23 protein-coding genes are annotated in these 21,273 nt (G+C 73.2%); 13 read left to right on the top strand and 10 right to left on the bottom strand.

What is annotated here, in order from left to right:
* Nucleotides 1-10: 10 nt before the first annotated feature.
* Both ABT118_RS00875 and ABT118_RS00870 read right to left on the bottom strand, forming a co-directional pair.
* Nucleotides 11-1,231 carry a glutathionylspermidine synthase family protein gene (locus ABT118_RS00875; protein WP_350644005.1) on the bottom strand — a complete coding sequence of 407 codons (1,221 nt, stop codon included), beginning with the start codon at nt 1,229-1,231 and terminating at the stop codon, nt 11-13.
* Nucleotides 1,232-1,237: 6 nt separating this feature from the next.
* Complete coding sequence (locus ABT118_RS00870) at nt 1,238-1,543, bottom strand: hypothetical protein (protein ID WP_350644004.1); 306 nt, start codon at nt 1,541-1,543, stop codon at nt 1,238-1,240.
* 101 nt (nt 1,544-1,644) lie between these two features.
* Here ABT118_RS00870 and ABT118_RS00865 point away from each other — a divergent pair, with 101 nt between their 5' ends.
* Nucleotides 1,645-2,067 carry a DUF350 domain-containing protein gene (locus tag ABT118_RS00865; protein WP_350644003.1) on the top strand — a complete coding sequence of 141 codons (423 nt, stop codon included), beginning with the start codon at nt 1,645-1,647 and terminating at the stop codon, nt 2,065-2,067.
* A 69-nt stretch (nt 2,068-2,136) separates the two neighbouring features.
* Here ABT118_RS00865 and ABT118_RS00860 read toward each other — a convergent pair whose 3' ends face one another.
* On the bottom strand, nt 2,137-3,432 hold the full coding sequence (locus tag ABT118_RS00860) for a M18 family aminopeptidase (protein ID WP_350644002.1): 1,296 nt from the start codon (nt 3,430-3,432) through the stop codon (nt 2,137-2,139).
* Nucleotides 3,433-3,843: 411 nt separating this feature from the next.
* On the opposite strand from ABT118_RS00860, the gene ABT118_RS00855 reads away from it, so the two are divergent.
* The 3 genes from ABT118_RS00855 to ABT118_RS00845 are packed head-to-tail and all read left to right on the top strand — an operon-like array spanning nt 3,844 to nt 7,213.
* Nucleotides 3,844-5,277, top strand: coding sequence for a peptidoglycan-binding protein (locus ABT118_RS00855; RefSeq protein ID WP_350644001.1), 1,434 nt, complete (start codon nt 3,844-3,846; stop codon nt 5,275-5,277).
* The gene (locus ABT118_RS00850; protein WP_350644000.1) at nt 5,274-5,963 is read left to right on the top strand and encodes an ABC transporter ATP-binding protein; all 690 of its coding nucleotides are present in this window, start codon (nt 5,274-5,276) and stop codon (nt 5,961-5,963) included. Before ABT118_RS00855 ends, ABT118_RS00850 begins: the two co-directional genes overlap by 4 nt.
* Nucleotides 5,963-7,213, top strand: a complete 1,251-nt coding sequence (locus ABT118_RS00845) for an ABC transporter permease (RefSeq protein ID WP_350643999.1) — start codon at nt 5,963-5,965, stop codon at nt 7,211-7,213. The genes ABT118_RS00850 and ABT118_RS00845 overlap by 1 nt, the downstream gene beginning before the upstream one ends.
* Nucleotides 7,214-7,301: 88 nt before the next feature.
* Here the strand turns inward: ABT118_RS00845 and ABT118_RS00840 are convergent, their stop codons facing one another.
* Nucleotides 7,302-9,131, bottom strand: a complete 1,830-nt coding sequence (locus ABT118_RS00840; RefSeq protein ID WP_350643998.1) for an acyl-CoA dehydrogenase — start codon at nt 9,129-9,131, stop codon at nt 7,302-7,304.
* A gap of 157 nt (nt 9,132-9,288) precedes the next feature.
* On the opposite strand from ABT118_RS00840, the gene ABT118_RS00835 reads away from it, so the two are divergent.
* Both ABT118_RS00835 and ABT118_RS00830 read left to right on the top strand, forming a co-directional pair.
* The gene (locus tag ABT118_RS00835; protein ID WP_502884441.1) at nt 9,289-9,810 is read left to right on the top strand and encodes an SseB family protein; all 522 of its coding nucleotides are present in this window, start codon (nt 9,289-9,291) and stop codon (nt 9,808-9,810) included.
* A 120-nt stretch (nt 9,811-9,930) separates the two neighbouring features.
* Nucleotides 9,931-10,890: a pirin family protein gene (locus tag ABT118_RS00830; protein WP_350643997.1), complete on the top strand. Its 960-nt coding sequence runs from the start codon at nt 9,931-9,933 to the stop codon at nt 10,888-10,890.
* Nucleotides 10,891-10,911: 21 nt separating this feature from the next.
* On the opposite strand, the gene ABT118_RS00825 is transcribed toward ABT118_RS00830, so the two are convergent.
* Entirely contained in the window at nt 10,912-11,733 is an 822-nt protein-coding gene (locus ABT118_RS00825) for an integrase (protein WP_350643996.1), read from the bottom strand.
* Nucleotides 11,734-12,064: 331 nt separating this feature from the next.
* Between ABT118_RS00825 and ABT118_RS00820 the strand changes: the two genes are divergently transcribed.
* Nucleotides 12,065-12,283: a DUF5302 domain-containing protein gene (locus tag ABT118_RS00820; protein ID WP_350643995.1), complete on the top strand. Its 219-nt coding sequence runs from the start codon at nt 12,065-12,067 to the stop codon at nt 12,281-12,283.
* 108 nt (nt 12,284-12,391) lie between these two features.
* On the opposite strand, the gene ABT118_RS00815 is transcribed toward ABT118_RS00820, so the two are convergent.
* Nucleotides 12,392-13,234, bottom strand: coding sequence for an alpha/beta fold hydrolase (locus tag ABT118_RS00815; RefSeq protein WP_350643994.1), 843 nt, complete (start codon nt 13,232-13,234; stop codon nt 12,392-12,394).
* Between the two features lie 152 nt (nt 13,235-13,386).
* Here ABT118_RS00815 and ABT118_RS00810 point away from each other — a divergent pair, with 152 nt between their 5' ends.
* Entirely contained in the window at nt 13,387-14,472 is a 1,086-nt protein-coding gene (locus ABT118_RS00810) for a DNA polymerase III subunit beta family protein (protein WP_350643993.1), read from the top strand.
* A 4-nt stretch (nt 14,473-14,476) separates the two neighbouring features.
* Here ABT118_RS00810 and ABT118_RS00805 read toward each other — a convergent pair whose 3' ends face one another.
* The 3 genes from ABT118_RS00805 to ABT118_RS00795 all read right to left on the bottom strand — a co-directional run bounded on the left by ABT118_RS00805 (nt 14,477) and on the right by ABT118_RS00795 (nt 16,656).
* A complete protein-coding gene (locus tag ABT118_RS00805; RefSeq protein ID WP_350643991.1) occupies nt 14,477-15,094 on the bottom strand; it encodes a TetR/AcrR family transcriptional regulator in 618 nt (205 codons plus the stop codon).
* Between the two features lie 71 nt (nt 15,095-15,165).
* Nucleotides 15,166-16,401: an amidase gene (locus tag ABT118_RS00800; RefSeq protein WP_350643990.1), complete on the bottom strand. Its 1,236-nt coding sequence runs from the start codon at nt 16,399-16,401 to the stop codon at nt 15,166-15,168.
* 9 nt (nt 16,402-16,410) lie between these two features.
* Nucleotides 16,411-16,656, bottom strand: coding sequence for a hypothetical protein (locus ABT118_RS00795; protein WP_350643989.1), 246 nt, complete (start codon nt 16,654-16,656; stop codon nt 16,411-16,413).
* Between the two features lie 131 nt (nt 16,657-16,787).
* On the opposite strand from ABT118_RS00795, the gene ABT118_RS00790 reads away from it, so the two are divergent.
* Nucleotides 16,788-17,372 (top strand): TerD family protein, encoded by a 585-nt coding sequence (locus tag ABT118_RS00790; protein ID WP_350643988.1) that lies wholly within the window; start codon nt 16,788-16,790, stop codon nt 17,370-17,372.
* Nucleotides 17,373-17,521: 149 nt separating this feature from the next.
* On the opposite strand, the gene ABT118_RS00785 is transcribed toward ABT118_RS00790, so the two are convergent.
* Nucleotides 17,522-18,169, bottom strand: a complete 648-nt coding sequence (locus ABT118_RS00785; RefSeq protein WP_350643987.1) for an ATP-binding protein — start codon at nt 18,167-18,169, stop codon at nt 17,522-17,524.
* A gap of 230 nt (nt 18,170-18,399) precedes the next feature.
* Between ABT118_RS00785 and ABT118_RS00780 the strand changes: the two genes are divergently transcribed.
* The 4 genes from ABT118_RS00780 to ABT118_RS00765 all read left to right on the top strand — a co-directional run bounded on the left by ABT118_RS00780 (nt 18,400) and on the right by ABT118_RS00765 (nt 21,272).
* Nucleotides 18,400-19,194: a hypothetical protein gene (locus tag ABT118_RS00780; RefSeq protein ID WP_350643986.1), complete on the top strand. Its 795-nt coding sequence runs from the start codon at nt 18,400-18,402 to the stop codon at nt 19,192-19,194.
* Between the two features lie 115 nt (nt 19,195-19,309).
* Nucleotides 19,310-20,041 (top strand): YcnI family copper-binding membrane protein, encoded by a 732-nt coding sequence (locus ABT118_RS00775; protein ID WP_350643985.1) that lies wholly within the window; start codon nt 19,310-19,312, stop codon nt 20,039-20,041.
* Between the two features lie 89 nt (nt 20,042-20,130).
* Nucleotides 20,131-20,799 carry an SCO family protein gene (locus tag ABT118_RS00770; protein ID WP_350643984.1) on the top strand — a complete coding sequence of 223 codons (669 nt, stop codon included), beginning with the start codon at nt 20,131-20,133 and terminating at the stop codon, nt 20,797-20,799.
* Complete coding sequence (locus ABT118_RS00765) at nt 20,796-21,272, top strand: copper chaperone PCu(A)C (protein WP_350643983.1); 477 nt, start codon at nt 20,796-20,798, stop codon at nt 21,270-21,272. Before ABT118_RS00770 ends, ABT118_RS00765 begins: the two co-directional genes overlap by 4 nt.
* Nucleotide 21,273: the final 1 nt, after the last annotated feature.

Genomic DNA, 21,273 nt, shown 5'->3' with positions numbered 1-21,273 from the left:
GCATTCCGGCTCAGCGGATCAGGTGGGGCAGGAAGCGGGCGCCCTGGTGGGTGATCGGGCTGTCGTCGGTCTCGCGGATGCCCAGGCCGGCCGCCTCGCCGTCGACCACCCAGGTGCCGAGCACCGGGCGGTTGCCGTCGAAGTCGGGGAGCGGGCAGAGCTGCTGGTAGCAGAAGCCCTCGGCGCCGTAGCGGTCCGGGTCGCCGGCCCACTCGGCGAGCCGGGTCTGGCTGCCGTCCGGTTCGACGATCCGCACCCCGGCACCCTCGCGGCCGAGCAGCGGCTTCATCGCGTAGCCGGTCGCCGCCAGCTCGCGCGGGCCGTCCAGGTAGGCGGGCAGCAGGTTGGGGTGGCCGGGGTTGAGCTCCCAGAGCACGGCGAGCAGGGCCTTGTTGGAGAGCAGCATCTTCCAGGCCGGCTCGATCCACAGGGTGTGGCCGGTGGATCCGCCGAGGTCGATGCCGTTCAGCAGGGCCGGGGCGAACTCCTCCTCGGTCAGCCACTCCCACGGGTAAAGCTTGAAGACGGACCGGATGAACCGCTGGTCCAGGTCGACGAACCGGCCGCTCAGCCCGTCCAGGCCGATGTCCTCCATCGCGATGCCGATGGTTTCGAGGCCGGCCTGTTCGGCGGTCTCCTGGAGGTAGAGGGTGGTCATCCAGTCCTCGCCCTCGGTGTCGCCGCGCGAGTGGGCGAAGTGCACCGGGCCCGGCGGCAGCAGGTGCTTCTGCCGCTGCCAGGAGGCGACCAGGCGCTCGTGCAGCGAGTTCCACTGGTCGGCGCCGGGGAAGCACTGCTCCATCCAGAACCACTGCGGACTCGCCGCCTCGATCAGCGAGGTCGGGGTGTCGGCGTTGTACTCGAACAGCTTGGCCGGGCCGACGCCGTCGTACGCCAGGTCGAACCGCCCGTACAGCGACGGCTGTTCGTCCCGCCGCCGCCAGGACTCGGCGATCACGGCGGTGAGCCGGGGGTCGGTCAGGCCGTAGTCGGCGTACCGGCCCGTCCGCACCACGTGGTCGACCGCCGCCAGGCAGAGCCCGTGCAGCTCCTCGACCACCTCCTCCAGGGCCTCGACCTCGGGCAGCGAGAACTCGTAGTACGCGCTCTCGTCCCAGTAGGCGTGCGGGCCGCCCTGGTTGCAGGGGTCCTCGCAGACCGCGTAGATCAGGCCCTGGCTCTCCACGGTCGACTGCCAGTCGGGGCGCGGCTCGATGGTGTGACGGCGCATCAGGGCTCAGCCCCCGCCGGAGCCGGAGGAGCCGGACGGGCAGCCGAAGCCGCCGCGCTTGGTGTCGCCCTGGGCGAAGGTGCCGCCGGTGGCGGTCAGCGAGCCCGAACCGCAGTAGTACCAGCGGCCCGCCGCCGCCTTGCCGTCGGTGCAGGAGTGGTTGTCCAGCACCTTGAGACTGCCGGGGTCGACGCAGCGGCGCGGCGCGTTGTCACTGGACGAGCAGCTGGTCAGGGCGAGCGCCAGGGTGCCGACCATGCCGAGGGCGACGAAGCCCGAGCGTCTGCGCTCGGGAACCGGAGTGGAGGTCATGGCGGACGATGCTACTGGGGGAGGTCCGGAAACCGACCCGATGGGATATCTTTTGGCGGCCCGGAGCCGGGCACCGACTCGCTTATCCCTGGGGGATCACCGTGCACGACATCGTCAACGGGCTTGGTGCGGCAGCCGTCTTCGGCGCCGTCGGGGTGGTCCTGCTGCTGCTGGGCGTCGGCCTGGTGGACGTGCTGACCCCCGGGAAGCTCGGCCACCAGATCTGGATCGAGCGGAACCGCAACGCCGCCCTGGTGCTCAGCTCCGCGCTGCTCGGCATCGGCGGGATCGTCTTCACGTCGATCATGTCCACCTACGACGACTTCGGTAAGGGCCTGGCCGCGACGGCCGCCTTCGGCCTGCTCGGGCTGGTCCTGATGGCGGTGGCCTTCTGGCTGCTCGACGTCGTCACCCCGGGCAAGCTGGGCGCCATCCTGGTCGACCCGGAGCCGCACCCCGCGGTCTGGGTCACCGCCAGCACCAACCTCGCGGTGGCCGCGATCATCTCGGCCTCGATCGCCTGACCACCGGTCGGCGGCAGCGGGCGCGGGGCCTCTTCGCCGGGGCCCCGCGCCCGCTTTCGTCCGGCGGGGTCAGCCCTCCAGGAACGCCTTGAGCGCGGCGGCCAGCAGGTACGGGTCGTCCGCACCGCAGAGCTCGCGGGCCGAGTGCATGGAGAGCGCCGCGATGCCGCAGTCGACCGTGGTGATGCCGAGCCGGGCCGCGGTGATCGGGCCGATCGTGGTGCCGCAGGGCATCGAGTTGTTGGAGACGAAGGTCTGCCACGGCACACCGGCCTTCTCGCAGGCGGCGGCGAACACCGCGCGGCCCACCGCGTCGGTGGCGTAGCGGTTGTTGACGTTGACCTTGAGGATCGGGCCGCCGTTGGGCATCGGGTGGTGCCCGGGCTCGTGCCGCTCGCTGTAGTTGGGGTGCACCGCGTGCCCCATGTCGGAGGACAGGCAGACCGTCCCGGCCAGCGCGCGGGCGCGGTCCTCGGGGCTGCCGCCCCGGGCGTAGACGCTGCGGTCCAGCACGTTCCCGAGCAGCGGGCCCTGGGCGCCGGTGTCGGACTCGCTGCCGGTCTCCTCGTGGTCGAAGGCGGCCAGCACCGGGATGTACGGCAGCGCGCCGCCCGCGACGGCGGCCAGCGCGGCGGTGCCGGCGTGCACCGAGAGCAGGTTGTCGAGCCGGGGTGCGGCCAGCAGCTCGCGGTCCTTGCCCAGGTAGGACGGCGGCTGGACGTCATGGGTCATCAAGTCCCAGCCCACGATGGCGTCGGCCGCGACGCCGGCCCGCTCGGCCACGTACTCGACCAGCGATCCCTCGTTGACGGGACCGATCCCCCAGATCGGCGTGAGGTGGCGCTGCTTGTCCAGCTTCAGGCCCTCGTTCACCTGGCGGTCCAGGTGGATCGCCAGCTGCGGGACCCGCAGCAGCGGCTCGTCGATCTGAACCAGCGTCACGCTGCCGTCGCGCAGCGCCAGTCGGCCGGACAGGCCGAGGTCGCGGTCCAGCCAGGTGTTCAGCGGGACGCCGCCGTAGATCTCGACCGCGATCTGCCGCCAGCCGGCCGCACCGGTGTCCGGCACCGGCTTGACCCGGAGGTTGGGCGAGTCGGTGTGCGTGCCGACCACCCGGAACGGGGTCTCGGGGCCCGCGCCCTCCGGGACGTACCAGGCGATCAGCGCACCGCCCCGGATGACGTACCGGCCGCCTGCGGCCGCGTCCCAGGCGTCGGTCTCGGCCACTCGCCGGAAGCCGACCTTCTCCAGCCGCTCGGCGGCACTGGCCACCGCGTGGAACGGCGACGGCGAGGAGCCGAGGAAGGCGATCAGGTCGTCGGTGTGCGTTCGGTCGAAGGAGGCCGGGCGGGCGGCGGTCGACATGCTGCTCCTGAGTTGAGGGAGGGCTGAAGCCGGATGGGGGACCGGTCTTCGCCCCCGAGCATATGCCCGTACACGGACATGACGTTGTGAACTCAACAACGGTGACACAACGGTGAACCAAGGGTGCCCTGACCCGGTCGGCCCGCCGTGACCCGCCGTCAGCGGCCCGCCCGGCAGCGGCATCCGGCATCGGCCGTCCGGGCAGTCGACGGCGAGCCCCGGGCACGCTGCCACGGCTGCGGCGGACATCGGGGGCACCATCGGGTCCATGCCGAGAAACGCACCACCTTCCGACCGCGACTGGACCAGACTCTCGGCAGGGCGGCCCGGCTTGTCGTACCGGGCCGGAGGCATCGGATGGGGCGGTTTCGGCATGGGAAGAGTCCGTTCGCTCGGTTGGGTCCCGGAGCGGTGAGCGGGTCGGCGGGCGGCTCGGCAGGCGGGTCGGCGGGCGGGTCGGCGGGCGGGCGGCGCCGGCGGGCCCTGGTCGCGGTGGCCACCGGGGCGGCCGTGGTCTCGCTCGGCGGCATGGCGGCGGCCACCTTCGTCAAGTCCCCGGCGGAGCGGGCCGCGCAGACCGCGCCGCCGCCGCGCAGCCTGCTCACGGCCCCGGTGGTGAGCCGGGTGCTGAGCCCCTCGGTGGTCGCGCGGGCGGTGGTCTACCCGCCGACCCAGTACAACGTGGTCCCGGTCGCGGCCGCCCCCGACATCACCCAGCTCTACCTGTCCGGGCTGGACGTCCGGGCGGGCGAGGCGGTGGGCAGCGGCAAGCTGCTGGCGCAGGTGTCCGGACAGCCGCTGTACGTGCTCAAGGGCCAGGTCCCCGCCTACCGCGACCTCAGGCCCGGGGCGGTCGGCCCGGACGTGGCGGAACTGCAGGACGCGCTGGAGGAGTTGGGGCACGGCATCGGCTCGGACGACCGGGGCACCTTCGGCCCGGGCACCAAGCGGGCGGTGAGCGGCTTCTACCGGGCGATCGGCCAGCAGGTCCCGGTCACCGGGCCGGCCACCCAGCAGGCCGTCGACGCGGCCCAGAAGGCGGTGGACACCGGCCGGCAGTCGGTCGAGACGTTGACCGCGCAGAAGCAGCACGGGCAGCCCCCCGCCCCCGACATCGACCAGCAGCTCGCGGCGGCCAAGCGCCAGCTCGCGGCCGACCGGACCGCCCTGGACAAGGCCGTCGCGGTGAACGGGCCGATGGTCCCCGCCGCGCACGTGGTCTTCCTGCCGGTCCTGCCGGCCACGGTGACGGCGGTGAACACCTCGGTCGGCATGCCGGTCTCCGGCCCGCTGCTCTCGCTGACCAGCGGCGGCCTGGCCATCACCGGCCAGCTGACCTCGGCCCAGGCGGCGGCGGTCGGCCCCGGCATGCCGGTGGAGATCCTGGCCGAGGAGACCGGCACCAGGTACGCCGGGACGGTCACCGGGCTCGGCGCCCCGACCACCGTGCCGCCCGCCGGACGGGTGGTCACCATCGGCGGCCCGGCCGCGGCCGCCCCGGGCGGCGGGGCCGGGACCCAGGCCGGGACGAACGGCACCCCCGGAGTGACCTCGTACGTCCCGGTCGCCATCACCCCGGCGACCGCCCCGCCCACTGCCCTGAACGGCAAGAACGTCCGGATCAGCATCCTCAAGGACCCCGGCACCCGGCCCGTCGACGCCGTCCCGGTGGCCGCGATCTCCACCGACGCGGCCGGTCGGAGCACCGTCACCACGGTGGGCTCCGACGGCACCCGGACGACCGTGCCGGTGACCACCGGCGTCACGGCGGACGGCCTGGTCGCCGTCGTCCCGGCCGAGGGCGGCGTGCTGAAGGCGGGCGACCAGGTGGTGGTCGGCACGTGAGCGCCGCACCCGTGATCCGGCTGTCCGGGATCGGCCGGAGCTTCGCCGGCGACCCGCCCGTCACCGCCCTGCACCCCACCGATCTGAGCGTCCGTCAGGGCGAGTACCTGTCCGTCACCGGCCCCTCCGGGTCGGGGAAGTCGACCCTGCTGCACCTGCTCGGCCTGCTCGACACCCCGAGCACGGGCAGCTACGAGCTGGACGGGATCGACACCGGCGGGCTGCGCGACCGGGACCGGTCGACGCTGCGGGGGCGGCGGATCGGGTTCGTGTTCCAGTCCTTCCACCTGCTGCCGCACCGGACGGCCGAGGAGAACGTCGTGCTGGCACAGGTCTACAACCGGTCGCCCCGGGCCGGGCGGGCCGAGGCGGCCCGGGAGGCGCTGCGGCTGGTCGGGCTGGGGCACCGGCTGGACGCGCTGCCGACCACCCTGTCCGGCGGCGAGCGCCAGCGGGTGGCGATCGCCCGGGCCCTGGTGAACCGGCCCAGCCTGCTGCTCTGCGACGAGCCGACCGGCAACCTGGACTCCGCCAGCGCCGAGGCGGTGCTGGAGCGGTTCGACGAGCTGCACGCCCAGGGCTACACGCTGGTGGTGATCACCCACGACCCGAACGTCGCGGCCCGGGCCGGGCGGCGGGTGGCGATCCGGGACGGCGTGCTGGCCGAGCCCGAGGCGGTCCGCTGATGGCCGCGGACGTGCTGCCCGAGCCGGGGTCGTACCTCGGGCCGCGGGACCTGTGCACCGAGGCGCTCTCCGGCATCCTCCAGCGGCCCGGCCGTTCGGTGCTGACCATGCTGGGCACGGTGCTGGGCATCGGCGCCTTCGTCGCGGTGCTGGGCCTGACCGCGACCGCCTCCGGCCAGATCGGCGCCCGGTTCGACCTGACCCGGGCCACCACGGTGAACGTCGCCGACCGGCCCGGCACGAACGGCAGCCGCCCCGGGACCAACCCGCCGATGAGCTTCCCCGGCGACACCGACCAGCGGCTGCGCCGGATCGACGGGGTCGAGGCGGGCGGGGTGTGGTGGACCGTCCCGGGCGATCCGGTGCTGGCGAGCCGCCCCACCGGCGCGGACGCCGCCGCCACCGGCCTCGGCGTCTTCGCCGCCACCCCCGGGGCCGTCGCGGCGATGGCACCGACCCTGCCGGTCGGCGTGACCATGGACGCCTTCGCCCAGAACACCGCCCAGCCGGTGGTGCTGCTCAGTCAGGCCGCCGCCAAGCGGCTCGGGGTGAGCCGCCTGGACGCCCAGCCGGCCGTCTTCATCAACGGCCTGCCGTACACCGTGATCGGGATCTACTCGGACGTCCGGCGCCAGCCCGCCACCCTGCTGGGGGCGATCGTCCCGGCCAGTACGGCGCTGGAGCGCTTCGGCAATCCCGGTGCCGAGGCCGACCGCAGCGCCCAGGCGCTGATCGCCACCCGGGTGGGGGCCGCCCCGGTGGTCGCCGAACAGGTCGCGGTGGCGCTCCGGCCCGACGCCCCGGCGTCCTTCGCCGTCACCCCGCCGCCGGACCCGCACAGCCTGCGGGACGCGGTCGGCTCCGAACTGACCGGGCTGTTCCTGGCGCTGGCCGGGATCTGCCTGCTGGTCGGCGCGGTGGGGATCGCCAACACCACCCTGGTGGCGGTGCTGGAGCGGACCGGCGAGATCGGCCTGCGCCGCGCGCTCGGGGCCAGGACCGGGCACATCGCGGCCCAGTTCCTCACCGAGTCGACCGTGCTCGGCACCCTGGGCGGGCTGATCGGCACCAGCCTGGGCGTACTGACCGTGGTCGCGGTGGCCGCCGCCCGGGACTGGACCGCGGTGCTGCAGCCCGCCGCCACCCTGCCGGCGCCGCTGATCGGCACCGTGGTGGGCCTGCTGGCCGGGCTGTACCCGGCGCTGCGGGCGGCCCGTACCGACCCGTTGAAGGCGCTGCGGACCGCCTGAGCACAGCACTGCGGGCCCGGTCCTGGTGGACCGGGCCCGCAGTGCGAGGGTGGGTCAGGCGGTCTGTCGAGGGCCTGGTCCGAGTGCCTTAGAAGGCGTCCTCGGAGAGGTCCATGATCTCGTTGTCGACACCCTCGGCGATCAGGCGCTGCGGGGTGACGGTCGGGAGCACGTTGCGGGCGAAGAAGCGGGCCGCGGCGACCTTGCCCTGGTAGAACGGGACGTCCTTCTCGGTGGCGCCCGCCTCCAGCTTGGCCAGCGCGACGGCGGCCTGGCGGAGCAGCAGCCAGCCGACCACGACGTCGCCGGAGACCATCAGCAGGCGGGTGGTGTTGAGGCCCACCTTGTACATGTTCTTGACGTCCTGCTCGACCGAGGAGAGGTCCGCCAGCAGCTTGCCGACGATCGCCTCCAGGTCACCGGCCGCCTTGCCGAGCAGCTCGCGCTCGGCCGCCAGGGCCTCGCCGCCCTCGCCGGTGGCGAGGAACTTCTTGATCTGCTCGGAGACCACGGTGAGCGCCTGGCCGCCGTCCTTGACGATCTTCCGGAAGAAGAAGTCCAGGCCCTGGATCGCGGTGGTGCCCTCGTACAGGGTGTCGATCTTGGCGTCGCGGATGTACTGCTCGATCGGGTACTCCTGCAGGAAGCCGGAGCCGCCGAAGGTCTGCAGGGACTGGGCGAGCTGCTCGTAGGACTTCTCCGAGCCGTAGCCCTTGACGATCGGGAGCAGCAGGTCGTTCAGGCGCTCGGCGGCGTCGTCGTGCTCGCCGCGCAGGCGGGCGGCCACCAGGTCGTCCTGGACCGAGGCGGTGTAGAGCACCAGGGCGCGCATGCCCTCGGCGTACGCCTTCTGGGTCATCAGCGAACGGCGGACGTCCGGGTGGTTGGTGATGGTGACGCGCGGGGCGGCCTTGTCCAGGAAGTTGGAGATGTCGGCGCCCTGCACCCGCTCCTTGGCGTACTCCAGCGCGTTGAGGTAGCCGGTGGAGAGGGTGGCGATGGCCTTCGTGCCGACCATCATCCGGGCGAACTCGATGATCTTGAACATCTGGCGGATGCCGTCGACGCTCTCACCGACCAGCCAGCCCTTGGCGGGGTGGTTGGCGCCGAAGGTCATCTCGCAGGTGTTGGACGCCTTGAGGCCCATCTTGTGCTCGACGTTGGTCGCGTAGGCACCGTTGCGCTCGCCGAGCTCGCCGGTCTCCCAGTCGAAGTCGAACTTCGGCACGATGTACAGGCCGAGGCCCTTGGTGCCCGGCTTGCCGCCCTCGGGGCGGGCCAGCACCAGGTGGATGATGTTCTCGGACATGTCGTGCTCGCCCGAGGTGATGAAGCGCTTCACACCCTCGATGTGCCAGGAGCCGTCCTCCTGCTTGATCGCCTTGGTGCGGCCGGCGCCGACGTCCGAACCGGCGTCCGGCTCGGTCAGCACCATGGTGGCGCCCCACTGGCGGTCGACCATGAGCTTGGCGAGGTGCTGCTGCGCCTCGGTGCCCTCGTCGTGCACGACGCCGGCGAAGGCCGGGCCGGAGGAGTACATCCAGATCGCCGGGTTGGAGCCGAGGATCTGCTCCGCGTAGGCCCAGATCAGCGAGGACGGGGTGACCTGGCCGCCGATCGCCTCCGGGATGCCCAGGCGCCACCACTCGGCGTCCATGTACGCCTGGTAGCTCTTCTTGAAGGTCTCCGGGATCGGAGCCGTGTTGGTCTTCGGGTCGAAGACCGGCGGGTTGCGGTCGGCGTCGACGAAGGAGGCGGCCAGGTCGTTCTCGGCCAGCCGGGCGATCTCGGCGAGGATGTTCTTCGCGGTGTCGACGTCCATGTCGGCGAACGGACCGGTGCCGTACACCTGGTCACGGCCGAACACCTCGAAGAGGTTGAACTCCACGTCACGCAGGTTGGACTTGTAGTGACCCATGACCGTTTCTCCGGTTCGTCGCTTCCGGGGTCCGCCGCCTTCGAGCGCCCCACTTACCCACCAGTAGGCACCATGATGCTACCCGTAGGTAACTTGTTCAAGCCCCTGGACGCGAAGGGGCTATGAACACGGTCACGTCCACCGATAGCCTTGCCCTGTGTACGGCTACGAGCAGACCGGGTATCAGGGCGACCCCTACCAGCAGCAGGCGCAGCAGCAGCACGCCCAGCAGCAGGGGATGAACGGCATGCCGGGCCCCGGCCAGTACGGCGAGCAGCCGCCCGCGGCCGCTCCCCAGCAGTCTCTCTACCCCGAGCCGTCGCCGCCATCCCTCGCGGACGCGGTCCGGGCCTTCACCACCGGCTCGATGCCGGTCGAGGACTTCCAGGCCATCTTCATCACCTCGAAGGTGCACTGCCCGCGCGGCGACCGCCCGGGCTTCCTGGCCCTGCACAACACACCGACCCCGGTGATCCCGATGTTCAGCTCGCTCAAGGAGCTCCGCCGGTACGCCGGCAAGGACTCCAAGCACTTCAGCGTCACCGGCGCCGAGGTGCTCGACCTGCTGCCGACCGGGTACGGCTTCGCGCTGGACATGGAGGGCGAGCACCGGATGGTGTTCGACGCCAAGGCCGTGGAGCAGATGGTCGACTTCACCATGCGCCGGATGTACGGCTGAGGTTCGCTTCTCCCGAGGGGGCCGGACCCTTCTCCATATGGTTCAACTTTCAACTTGCTTCTAGTTGAGGATTGAACTACATTTGCCGACGTAGGCCAGAGAACCCCGAAGGAGGCCGACATGCCCGCCGTGACCGTCGAGAACCCGTTGACCCTTCCGCGCATCGCCACCCCCGACCCCGCGACCGCCGCGCCGCGTCCGGTCCTCGCGGTGTCCACCGCCCCGGAGGGCTTCGAGGGCGAGGGCTTCCCGGTCCGCCGGGCCTTCGCCAAGATCAACCAGAAGTACCTCGACCCGTTCATCATGATGGACCAGATGGGCGAGGTGGACTACGCCGCCGGGGAGCCCAAGGGCACCCCCTGGCACCCGCACCGCGGCTTCGAGACCGTCACCTACATCATCGACGGCACCTTCATCCACCGGGACTCGCACGGCGGCGGCGGCGTGATCACCGACGGCGACACCCAGTGGATGACGGCCGGCTCCGGCCTGCTGCACATCGAGACCCCACCGGAGTCGCTGGTCAGGTCGGGCGGCCTGTTCCACGGCCTCCAGCTCTGGGTGAACCTCCCGGCCGCGGACAAGATGATCGCGCCGAAGTACCAGGACATCCGCGGCTCGAACGTGAAGCTGCTCGCCTCCGCGGACGGCGGCGGACTCGTGCGCCTCATCGCCGGCGACATCGCGGGCCACCAGGGCCCCGGCGCCACCCACACCCCGATCACGATGATCCACGTGTCGGTGAACCCGGGCGCCCAGGTCACCCTGCCCTGGCGGTCCGACTTCAACGCGCTGGCGTACGGCCTGGCCGGCCACGGCTCCGCCGGCACCGACCGGCGCCCGTTCCACCGGGGGCAGGCCGTCGTCTTCGGCGAGGGCGACTCCCTCACCATCCGGGCCGACGAGCAGCAGGACTCCCGGGACACCAACTTCGAGGTGGTCCTGCTCGGCGGCCTCCCGATCCGGGAGCCGGTCGCCCACTACGGCCCGTTCGTGATGAACAGCCACCGCGAACTCCAGCAGGCCATGGAGGACTTCCAGGCCGGCCGCCTCGGCACCGTCCCGGCCGACGCGAACTGAGGTCGCACCCGGGCCGTCCGCTCAGATCCGGGCGTAGAGCGCCGACGCGTCGTCGTGGGCCTTGCCCCGGGGCCAGCGCTCGCAGCCGGCGTCGGCGCGTTCGGTGGAGCGGACCTGGGCGATGAGTTCGGCGGGGCCGCGCTCGGCGAGCAGGTGGAGCGCGTCGGACCAGCTGCCGAGGCCGAAGCGCTCGGTCCAGCGGGCGGCGCCGTCGCTCAGGGCGGCCACCGCGTGCAGAGCGGCGAGGCGGACGAAGCCGGTCTCGGCCTGGGCGGCGGCCCGGGGCGAGGCGGCCGCGATCCACGGCCCGTGGCCGGAGTTGCGGGCGGCGCGGACCGCCAGGGCGTACCGCAGGTGCAGCTCGCGTCGCTCGGCCGAACCGGGGACGGTGGACCAGATCTGACGGCGCAGCAGTTCGCCGGCCGGGAAGCGCTGGTTGTCGCCGATCACCCGGGGCGGGCCGTCCTTGAGGTGCAGCACCAGCATCGAGTCGCCGAGCACCAGGTACTCCAGCGAGCTGCCGTGCAGCCGGGCCGCGACCACCATCGCGGCGGGGGTGTTGGGGTGGGCCAGGTCGCAGCGGCCGCCGTGCAGGGCGGCGGTCTCCACGATGGAGTCGGCCAGGCACTCGGCGATCGAGCGGTCGGGCCGGTCGGTCAGCCGGGCCAGCAGGTGCACGCCCAGCCGCCGGACGTACCAGGGGGTGCCGTGCCGGCAGCCCGACTCCAGGCCGTCCGGCGCACTCGAACCGTCCAGCAGTACCAAGGCCTCCGGGGAGGTCGCAGCGAAGTCCTCACTCTGCTGCCCCGGCTTCTGCGATTCGCCCGCCAGCTCTACCTGCATCCCGCCAGTGTGGCGGCGGAGCGGGAGGACGGACAGGGTTCGGGCGATGATCCCTCGGTGGGGTGAGGGAAGTGGCAGCCGGGTGAACCTGGACATACCGTCAGATTTGTCTGCGTCCGTCCGATCCCTGGGAGTCCGCCGTGATGGTGCTGCAGTTCTTCGTCCTGTTGGTCGCGGCGATCGGTTTCCCGACCGCGCTGCTGCTCTTCATGATCGGCGGGCCGCACTACCGGGACCGTCCGCACTGAGGGCCAAATGGTGGGACCGACCCGTCCCGGCATGACATGGTGAGGCTGGCAACACCCGCTCTGGTTCTTCTGGAGGTCAACCCATGAGCAGCGGCACACCCGAATCCGCCGAACCGCAGAACGCGGAGCAGGCACCCGCCGCGCCCGACGACGTCAAGGCGAAGTTCCTGGCCGCCCTGGAGCGCAAGCAGGGCATCCGGACCGACGGCGCCGGCGGCGGCCCGGGCAGCGAGTCGAAGGTGCACGGCGCCCACGCGGCTGCCGGCGGCAAGCGCAACTTCCGCCGCAAGAGCGGCGGCTGACGGCTCGGCTCGACCGGCTCACCGGGCGGCTCCCCACGCGGGGGGCCGCCCGACGCCGTTTCCCCGTCCAGCGCAGTTCGGCTGTGGCTCGCGCGGCGTCGTCCGGCGTCATTCGGCCGCGAGGAAGCCGAGCACGTTGTCGAGCACCGCGGGCTCGGCCAGGATCCGGCGGTGGCCCAGGCCGCGGGTGGTGAGCAGCTGCACCCGTTCGCCGTGCGCGGCCCGGAGCAGGTGGGCCTGGCCGAGCGGCACCGTCCGGTCGTCCTGGTCGTGCACCGCCAGGACCGGGAAGCCGAAGTCGTCCGGGCGGTGGGTGGCGTCGAAGTCCGCCCGGTCCCGGTCGCCGACCAGCACCTCGGCCACCCGGCGCTCCAACTCGCCCGCCGCCCAGGGGCCGAGACCGAGCTGCTCGCAGAAGGCCTGCACCAGGAAGCCGTACTCGGCCGCCCCGGCCACCGTCACCATGCGGGCCGTCTTGACCCCGTCCCGCAGCGCCAGGAAGCTCCCGACCGCACCGAGCGAGTGGGCCACCACGGCCTCGAACGGGCCGTACGCGTCGTGGAGCCGGCCGATCACCTCGCGGTAGTCGAGGATCGTGGTGGTCCGGCCGCCGGAGTCGCCGTGGCCGGGTGCGTCGAAGGCGACCGGGGTCAGTCCGAGCGCCTGCAGGCCGGGTATCAGCGGCGCGAAGCGGGAGGCCCTGGACCGCCAGCCGTGCACCAGCAGCACCGGGCGCCCGCCGCTCCCCCACCGGTAGACGGTCACCGTCCTTCCCCCGACGGCCAGTTGCGCCGTCACCGCGCGCCGGTGCACCTCCTGCTCGGTCGATCTGACCCGGCTGCGGCGGACCGGGCGCCGGAACAGCGCGAAGGCGGCCCGGCCGGCCAGCCGGGGCGAGAGCGCCGCGGTGGCGTTGAGGGCGGTACGGAGCAGGGCGGTGGACGGGTCCATGAGCACTCCCCGGGAGGGCCGCAGCGTGGGTGCGCAGCCGATCAGGACCAGATATTAGCACGACCGTTCGTGCAGTTTGCAGGGCGGACCCGGCACCCGGCTACGGTGGAGCGGTTGACCCTCGACCTGGTCGAGCCCCCAGAGTCCTCGGCGTGGAGAACGTGATGCGCAGCATCGGCGAGATGGCCAGGCACACCGGCCTCAGCGTGAGCGCGCTGCGGTTCTACGACGGCGCGGGCGTGTTCGGCCCCGCCCGGGTCGATCCGCAGACCGGCTACCGCTGGTACGCCGAGGAGCAGGTCCCGGACGCCCGGCTGATCGCCCGGCTGCGCCGGGTCGGGATGCCGCTGCCGGACATCTCGCTGGTGCTGTCGGCCGACCCGGCGGAGGCCCGGCGGGCCCTGGACAGGCACCTGCGCCGACTTGAGGACGGCCTGACCGACGCCCGGCGCGAACTCTCCACGGTCCACGCACTGCTCGACCAGAGGGAGAACCCGATGAACGCGACCCGACTGACCACCCCCGCCCACGAGTTGGCCGCCGCACTGGACGCCGTCCGGTTCGCCGCGAGCAGCGCCCCGGAGCTGCCCGGGCTCTGCGGCGTCCTGCTGGAGCTCGGGGCCGACGGCCTGCGCCTGGTCGCCACCGACCGGTACCGGCTGGCCGTCTCGCTCGCCCCGGCGGCCGCGCTGGACGGTCCCCCGGTCGGCGCGATCGCCGGGACCGCGTTCGTGGACGAGGCCCGGACCCTGCTGGAGGGTGCGGAGCAGGCCCTGGTGACCGTGGACGGCGACCGGTTGACGCTCGCCGCGACCCGGGCCGACGGGTCCGAGCGGCAGGTGACCGGCCGACGGGTGGACCAGGACTTCCCGGACTACCGTCCGCTGCTGCGGCTGGACCCGACCCACCGGATGCCGGTCGACGCCGCCGAGCTGCGGGCCGGCCTGGCCGCCGGGGCGAGCCGGAGTGTGACGCGGGGTCAGGACGGGGTGGAGCAGCAGGTCTCGGTGCTCACCGTCGGCGCCGACGGCACCCTCCGGGTGGCCGGCGACGCGGTGGAGCGGGAGGGGGAGGCGTACCGGATCGGGGTGAACCGGGAGTTCCTGCTGGAGGCGCTCACGGCCGGCCGCCGGGACCAGCTGATGCTCGAACTCGGCAGCCCGGTGGCCCCGTTGGCGATCCGCTGCCCGGACCGGGAGGGGACGTTCTCGCTGCTGATGCCGACCGTGCTGAGCTGAGCCGTCAGACGGTGACGGCGGCGAGCGTGCGGTCGATCGCGGTGGCGGCGCGGGTGAAGCGGGTGGGGTCGCCCAGCAGCAGGGCGTGCGCGTTGGCCGTCTCCATCAGCCCGATCAGCACGAAGGCCACCTGCTCGGGGTCGGTGTCCGGCACCAGCTCGCCGTTGGCCCCGGCGGTCCGCAGCAGGTCCACCAGCAGGCCCTCCCAGTCCTGGGCGGCGATCGCGAGGGCGTCCCTGATCGGCCCGGGGCGGGTGTTGAACTCGGCCGAGACGGACTGGAAGAAGCAGCCGCCGGGGAACGTCCCCGACTGCGTGTACGCCAGCCAGCTCGCACAGAGCAGCCGGAGCCGGGGCAGGCCCGGTGCGGCGTGCTCCACCGGGACGATCACCGTGTCGTAGAAGATCCGGCGGGCCGCCCGGACGGTCGCCAGCTGGAGCTCCTCCTTGGAGCCGAAGGCGGCGAACACCCCGCTCTTGCTCAGCCCCAGGTCGGTGGCGAGGCGGCCGATCGACAGGCTGCCGAGCCCCTCCACCGAGGCGATCGCGACGGCGCGGCCGAGGACCGCCCGACGGGTCTCGTTGCCCCGCTGGACCCGTCCGTCCGTCACTGCTGCGGCCACTGCGCACCTCCGGCTGCCCAGCATAGGTGCTCGGCCGGGCCCGCCCCGGGGCTCGGGACCGGCGAGGACGTTCAGCGCTCCTGAGGTCGGCGCCGCTCCCCGAGCACCTGCTCGTGCACGGCTGCGGCCCAGGCGAACAGGTGCTCGTCGGCGGCGGCCGGGGCGATCAGCTGGAGGCCCACGGGCAGGCCGTCCACCGTTCCGGCGGGGAGGGTGAGGGCGGGCCAGCCGGCGTGGCTCCAGGGGAGGGACATCACCGCGTCGCCGGTGCTCTCCAGGCCGAGCGGGGCCGGGCCGGTGGCGGCGGGGGTGGCCCAGAGGTCGAGGCCCGCCGCGGCGGTCAGCTCGGCCAGCCGGAGCCGGTAGCGGCTGCGGGCGTCGAGGGCGGCGGCGTACGCGACGGGCCCGATCTCCTGGCCGTGCCGGATCGCGGCGGCGGTCTCCGGCCGGTAGAGGTTGGCGAAGCGGGGGAACAGCTCGCGGTGCACCTGCGCCAGTTCGTACCGGCTGATCACCTGCATGTCCGCGGCCAGGTCGGCCGGGCGCCAGGGCAGCTCCACCTGGCGGGCCGTCAGCCCGCAGCGTTCGAAGGCCTCCCGGGCGGCCGGGGAGACCGCCGTCAGGTAACCGACCGGTACGCCCAGCACCGGGGGGCGCCCGGGCCCGGCCACCGGGTGCCAGTCGTCGCAGAGCACCGCCGCCGCCCGCTCCGCCCCGGCCAGGGTCGGGGCGAAGACGCCGACGGTGTCCAGGCTCGGGGCGCAGCCGACCAACCCGTCTGCCGGGATCCGCCCGTAGGTCGGGCGGAAGCCGACCACCCCGCAGTAGGCGGCCGGACGGATGACCGAGCCGACCGTCTGGGTGCCGATCGCCAGCGGCACCAGGCCGGCCGCCACGGCGGCGGCCGAGCCGCTGCTCGAACCGCCGGGGGTGTGCGCCGGATGGTGCGGATTGCGGGTCGGGCCCGGGGCGCCGAGGGCGAACTCGGCGGTCACCGTCTTGCCCGCGATCAGCGCGCCGGCGTCCCGCAGCCGCCGCACCGCACCGGCCTCCGGCCCGGCCAGCACGCCCGGCGGCAGGGCCGACCCGGCGTGCGTGGGCAGCCCGTCCACGTGGATCACGTCCTTGACCCCGACCGGCACGCCGTACAGCGGCGGCAGCTCGCGACCGCCGTACCGGCGCTCCAGCTCACGGGCCTCGGCGGCCAGCCGCAGGTAGCGGCCCGGCTCCGGGGTGAAGGCGTGCAGCAGCGGGTCGAGCCGGTCGATCCGGGCACACAGCTCCTCGACCAGCTCGGTCGGCTCCACGCCCGCCCGCTACGGCTGCTCGCGGTAGAGGTGTTCGCTCGGCAGGTACGGCGCCTCCCGCAGGAACAGCGCCCCGCAGGTGTGGCAGTTGAGATCCGGCTGGTCGGACCACCCGGTCGCCGCCTTGGTCTCCGACTCCGCCTCGAGTTCGTGGCCGCACATCGCGTTGATGGTGTCTCCCACCACGATGTGCCAGCTCTTCACCCCGCCCGACCGACCGCTCGGACCGTACTCGGCTCGCATCTGGTGCTCCATGCACCCATGCTCCGAACCACCGGGCCGACCGGCAATTCCTGCTAGCCCGTCGGGAGCCGTGGCACCGTGACGCTCCGTCGGGGCTCAGGCAGACTCGGGGGCAGCAGTCCCCTTCACCGAAAGGACCACGCATGATCACGCTGAACAAGGAGGACGGACCGGCGGACCTGGACGGGGTGACCCATCTGTCCATCGGGGTGTCCTGGGACCCGACCGCCGGGAGCAGCGGCGGGCTGATGGGGAAGTTCCGGCAGAAGGTCGGCAGTGACCTCGACCTGATCGCGATCGCGATGCAGGGCAGCGAGCCGGTGCGGCTGGCCGGGCTCGACTCCCTCGACCCGCTGGGCAACGGCTCGCTGATCCACAGCGGCGACAACCAGACCGGGCACGGCGACGGGGACGACGAGACGGTGACCGTCGAGCTCTCCCGGGTACCGGCCAACATCACGTCGATCGTCTTCATAGCGGCCGCGTACAAGAAGCGCAGCGCGTTCCAGAACGCGCGGAACATCAGCTTCAAGGTGTACGACTCGACCGGCGGCAGCAGCCAGCAGGTCGCCGACATCTGGCCGAGCCTGCTCACCAACGACAACGGCTGCGCCGTGGCCAAGGCGATCCGGGTCGGCACGGGGTGGAAGCTCCAGGTCATCAACGAGACCGGGAAGATCAAGCAGGGGGACGAGCGCGACCTGATGCGCTTCGCCGTCAGCAAGTAGCCCCGCCCGCAGTCCCGGCCGCCGTGCCGCCCGCAGCCCGCGCACGCGGCGCTCCGGGCGGCACGGGCGTTTCCGGGCGGCGCAGTTCAAAGGCCTCGCCGCTGCGGAAAGGCGGGGGATATCGCCGACCGGTCAGCGGCGCACGGGCGTCAGGAAGCGGCCCGGAGGAGTGCGTCGTCCTGCCACTTGAGGACCTTGTCGAAACTCACGATGGCGCCGCGCAGGGGATGGTTGCGGAGCTGCACGTGGTCGGTGAGGGCGTGGATCAGGAACAGGCCGCGACCGCTCTCGGCGGTCAGGTCCGGCAGGGTGTCCAGGTCGATCGGGCGGGCCGTGGTGGGGCGGCCGGCCGGGAGGACGTGGGTGTCGTACGGGGCCGGGCGGTCGGCGGTGCGGGGGCGGTGCGCCGTCAGGGCGGGGGCCGGGAGGGTGGCCCGGCCGCGGCGGGTGCGACAGCGCCCCGGGGGGCGGATGGCGGGACCGGCCTGGCGGCGCAGCGGGGGCAGCACCGGCGGCCGGGCGAGGGCGGCCGCGGGCGGCAGGCCGGGGCCGGTGTCGGTGACCTCGATCCGCAGGCGGTCGCCGGAGATCGACGCGGTGACCTGGAAGCCCTCGTCCGGGCGGGTGGAGGTGGCGTGCTCGACGGCGTTGGCGCAGGCCTCGGTGAGGGCGATGCCGAGGTCGTAGGCGACCTGGGGGTCGACACCGGCCGAGTCCATCGCACCGAGCAGGATGCGCCGGGCGAGCGGGACGCTGGCCGGGTCGCGCTTGAGGTGCAGAGTCCACCAGATGTCCACGGGAGGTCCCTCCTGGCTGCGGCTCCACATACAACTAGGTATCTCCGGCCGATTCCGCACCGAACCGTCCCGAGGGGCCGATACCGCCCGTTCGGCGGATGGACTGGTGCAGCGGCGTGTGCCGAGCGGCGCACTGCACGGCGCGCACGCCGGGGCCGAACGGGGCAATGTGATGTATTTTCCGCCCCTCCCCCGGCGGTCGATGTAGGCGGTGAGAGGATGTCCCAGCCATGACCGACCACCGCCTCGCCCCGTCACCGGGCGCCGCCGCACAGGGCCACCGGGCCCCGGCCGCCGCCTGGGACCTGAGGCTTGCCCGGGCGGTGCCGTTCGCCCTGGTGTGCACGCTGGTCGCGGCCGCCGGGCACGCCCTGGTGGGCAGCGGCGAGGTCGGCCTGCCCGCCCTGGTGGCCGGCTTCACGGCGGTCTGCGCCGTGGCCGTCCTGCTCGGCGGGCGGGAGCGTTCGCTGCTCGCCATCGCCGGTGCGCTGACCGCCGGTCAGCTCGGGCTGCACCTGCTCTTCCACTTCCTCTGCAGCACCGCGATGCCCGGCATGCACCACGGCGGGACGCTGACGCTGCCTCAGGTCGCCAGCCGCCTGGTCTGCGACGAGAGCGGCACCGCCGCCCTGGTCGACAACCCCGGGCAGTTGGTCAGCGCGGCCGGGCTGGACCCGAACGCGTACCCCGCGGCCGCCGTGGCCGAGCCGGGCGGCCCGCTCGGACTGACCGGGCCGATGCTGATCGGCCACCTGGCCGCCGCCGTCCTGGCCGGCTGGTGGCTGCGCCGCGGCGAGGCCGCCCTGTGGCGGCTGCTGCGGCTGACGGCGGACGCGGCGCAGGAGTTCGCCGCCCCGCTGCGGACGGCGTTCGCGCTGCTGGTGGCCCTGCTGCTCGGCCCGGCCGTGCCGGGGCCCGAGCGGCCCCGCGCGCCCCGGGCGGGCGACTGGCGGCTGCCGGCGGCGGTCGGCCTGCGGCACAGCCCGCTGCGCCGGGGGCCGCCCGCGCTCCTGTCCGCGCGCTGACCCGGGACACCCTCGGAAGCGCGCGCACAGCCCTGCCTGTCCGTCACTTCCCCCGTGTACGCGCGCCGCCGCTGCGGCCTGCGCGCGTGCCCGTCTCCCGTTGGAGTCCACAGCCATGCGTATCTCTCCTGCCCGTCGTCTCGCCGGTGCCACCGCCCTCGCCGCCGGCACCGTGCTGACCCTGGCCGCCCCGGCCTTCGCGCACGTCACCGTCCAGCCGGGCACCGTCCAGCAGGGCGGCTACAGCGCCGTCGCGTTCCGGGTGCCGAACGAGAGCGACACCGCCTCGACGGTGAAGCTGGAGATCAACCTCCCGCTGGACCACCCGCTGGCCTCGGTCCGCACCCAGCCGATCCCGGGCTGGACCGCCACCCTGGAGAAGTCCAAGCTCGACAAGCCGCTGAAGTCGCACGGCAAGGACATCACCGAGGCCGTCTCCAAGATCACCTGGACCGCCGACGCCGGCACCAAGGTCGGCCCCGGCCAGTACCAGGACTTCGCGGTCTCGCTCGGCGCGATGCCCGACGACACCGACAAGCTGACCTTCAAGGCGCTGCAGACCTACGACAACGGCGACGTGGTGCGCTGGATCGACGAGGCCAAGGCCGGGCAGCCCGAGCCCGCCAAGCCCGCGCCCTCGCTGACCCTGACCAAGGCCCCGGCCGCCGCGGCCGGGGACCACCACGCCGACTCCGCCGACGCGGCCAAGGGCAAGGACGGCGACCACGCCGCGATGGCCTCGGACGACTCCACCGCCCGTACCCTCGGCGTGGTCGGCATCGTCATCGGTGTGCTCGGTGCCGCGCTCGGTGTGCTCGGCCTGCGCCGCAAGAGCAACGCCTCCTGATTTCCGGGCCCACCCCCGGCCGCCGCGAGCCACGCGGCGGCCGGGGCCGGCCGCAGCATGCCGCACGCCCCACGATCGGACGCACCGCCATGGCACACACCCCCTCCCCCCGACTGCTCGGCGCCGCCGCCCTCGCGCTGGTCGCCGCCCTCTCCCTGACCGCCTGCGGCTCCGGCGGCAGCAGCGCCGACGGCCCGGCCAAGGTCTCGAAGGAGGGCAGCAGCTCGCCCTACCAGGCCACCGTGCTGGGCAAGCACTTCGACAAGCCCGAGCTGACCCTGACCGACACCTCCGGGCAGCCGTACGACCTGCGCAAGCAGACCGCCGGACGCCCCACCCTGCTGTTCTTCGGCTACACCAGTTGCCCGGACGTCTGCCCGACCACCATGGGCGACATCGGGGTGGCGATGTCCAAGCTCTCCGCCGAGGAGCAGAAGAAGATCGACGTGGTCTTCGTCTCCACCGACCCCGCCCGGGACACCCCGCAGGTGCTGCGCACCTGGCTGGACGCGATGGGCAAGAGCTTCGTCGGGCTGACCGGCGACCTGGACCGGGTGAAGGCCGCCGCCAAGTCGCTCGGCGTCCTGGTCGAGGACCCGATCGTGAACAAGGACGGCACCGTCACCTCCTCGCACGGCGCCCAGGTGCTGACCTTCCTGCCGCAGGACGACAAGGCACACCTGCTGTACCTCAGCAGCACCTCGGTGCAGACTTTCGAACACGACCTGCCGCTGCTGGCCAAGGGGGTGCCGGCGTGACCCCGTTCCCGCGCCGGGCCCTGTACGGGGCCGGGCTGGCCGCCGTGCTGACCGCCGGGACGGTCCTGGTCGCCTGCGGCTCGGACGGCACCGCCGCGGTGGCCAGACTGAGCGTGGTCGACTCGTACATCCCGCTCCCCGCCAGCCCCAACGGGATGGCGGCCGGGTACCTGACCGTCCGCAACGACGGGGCCGGCGGGGACGAGCTGGTCGGGGTGCGCAGCTCCGGCGCCAGCTCGGTCACCATGCACCGCTCCACCGAGCAGACCATGGAGGAGGTCAGCTCGTTCGCGGTCCCCGCGAACGGAGCGCTCCAGCTGGCCCGGGGCGGCAACCACCTCATGATCATGGGATGGGCCAAGCCGCCGGCCGTCGGCGACCGGCTCGACCTCGAACTCACCTTCGCCAAGGGCGAGACCATCGCCGTACAGGTGCCGGTCCAACCCCTCACCTACCGACCCGGGAGCCAGTAGC

Source organism: Kitasatospora sp. NPDC002040 (assembly GCF_040296785.1).
In the GTDB taxonomy this organism is placed as follows: domain Bacteria; phylum Actinomycetota; class Actinomycetes; order Streptomycetales; family Streptomycetaceae; genus Kitasatospora.
Note: the sequence above shows the minus strand (reverse complement) of the source record. Positions and strands in the feature narration are given on the sequence as shown.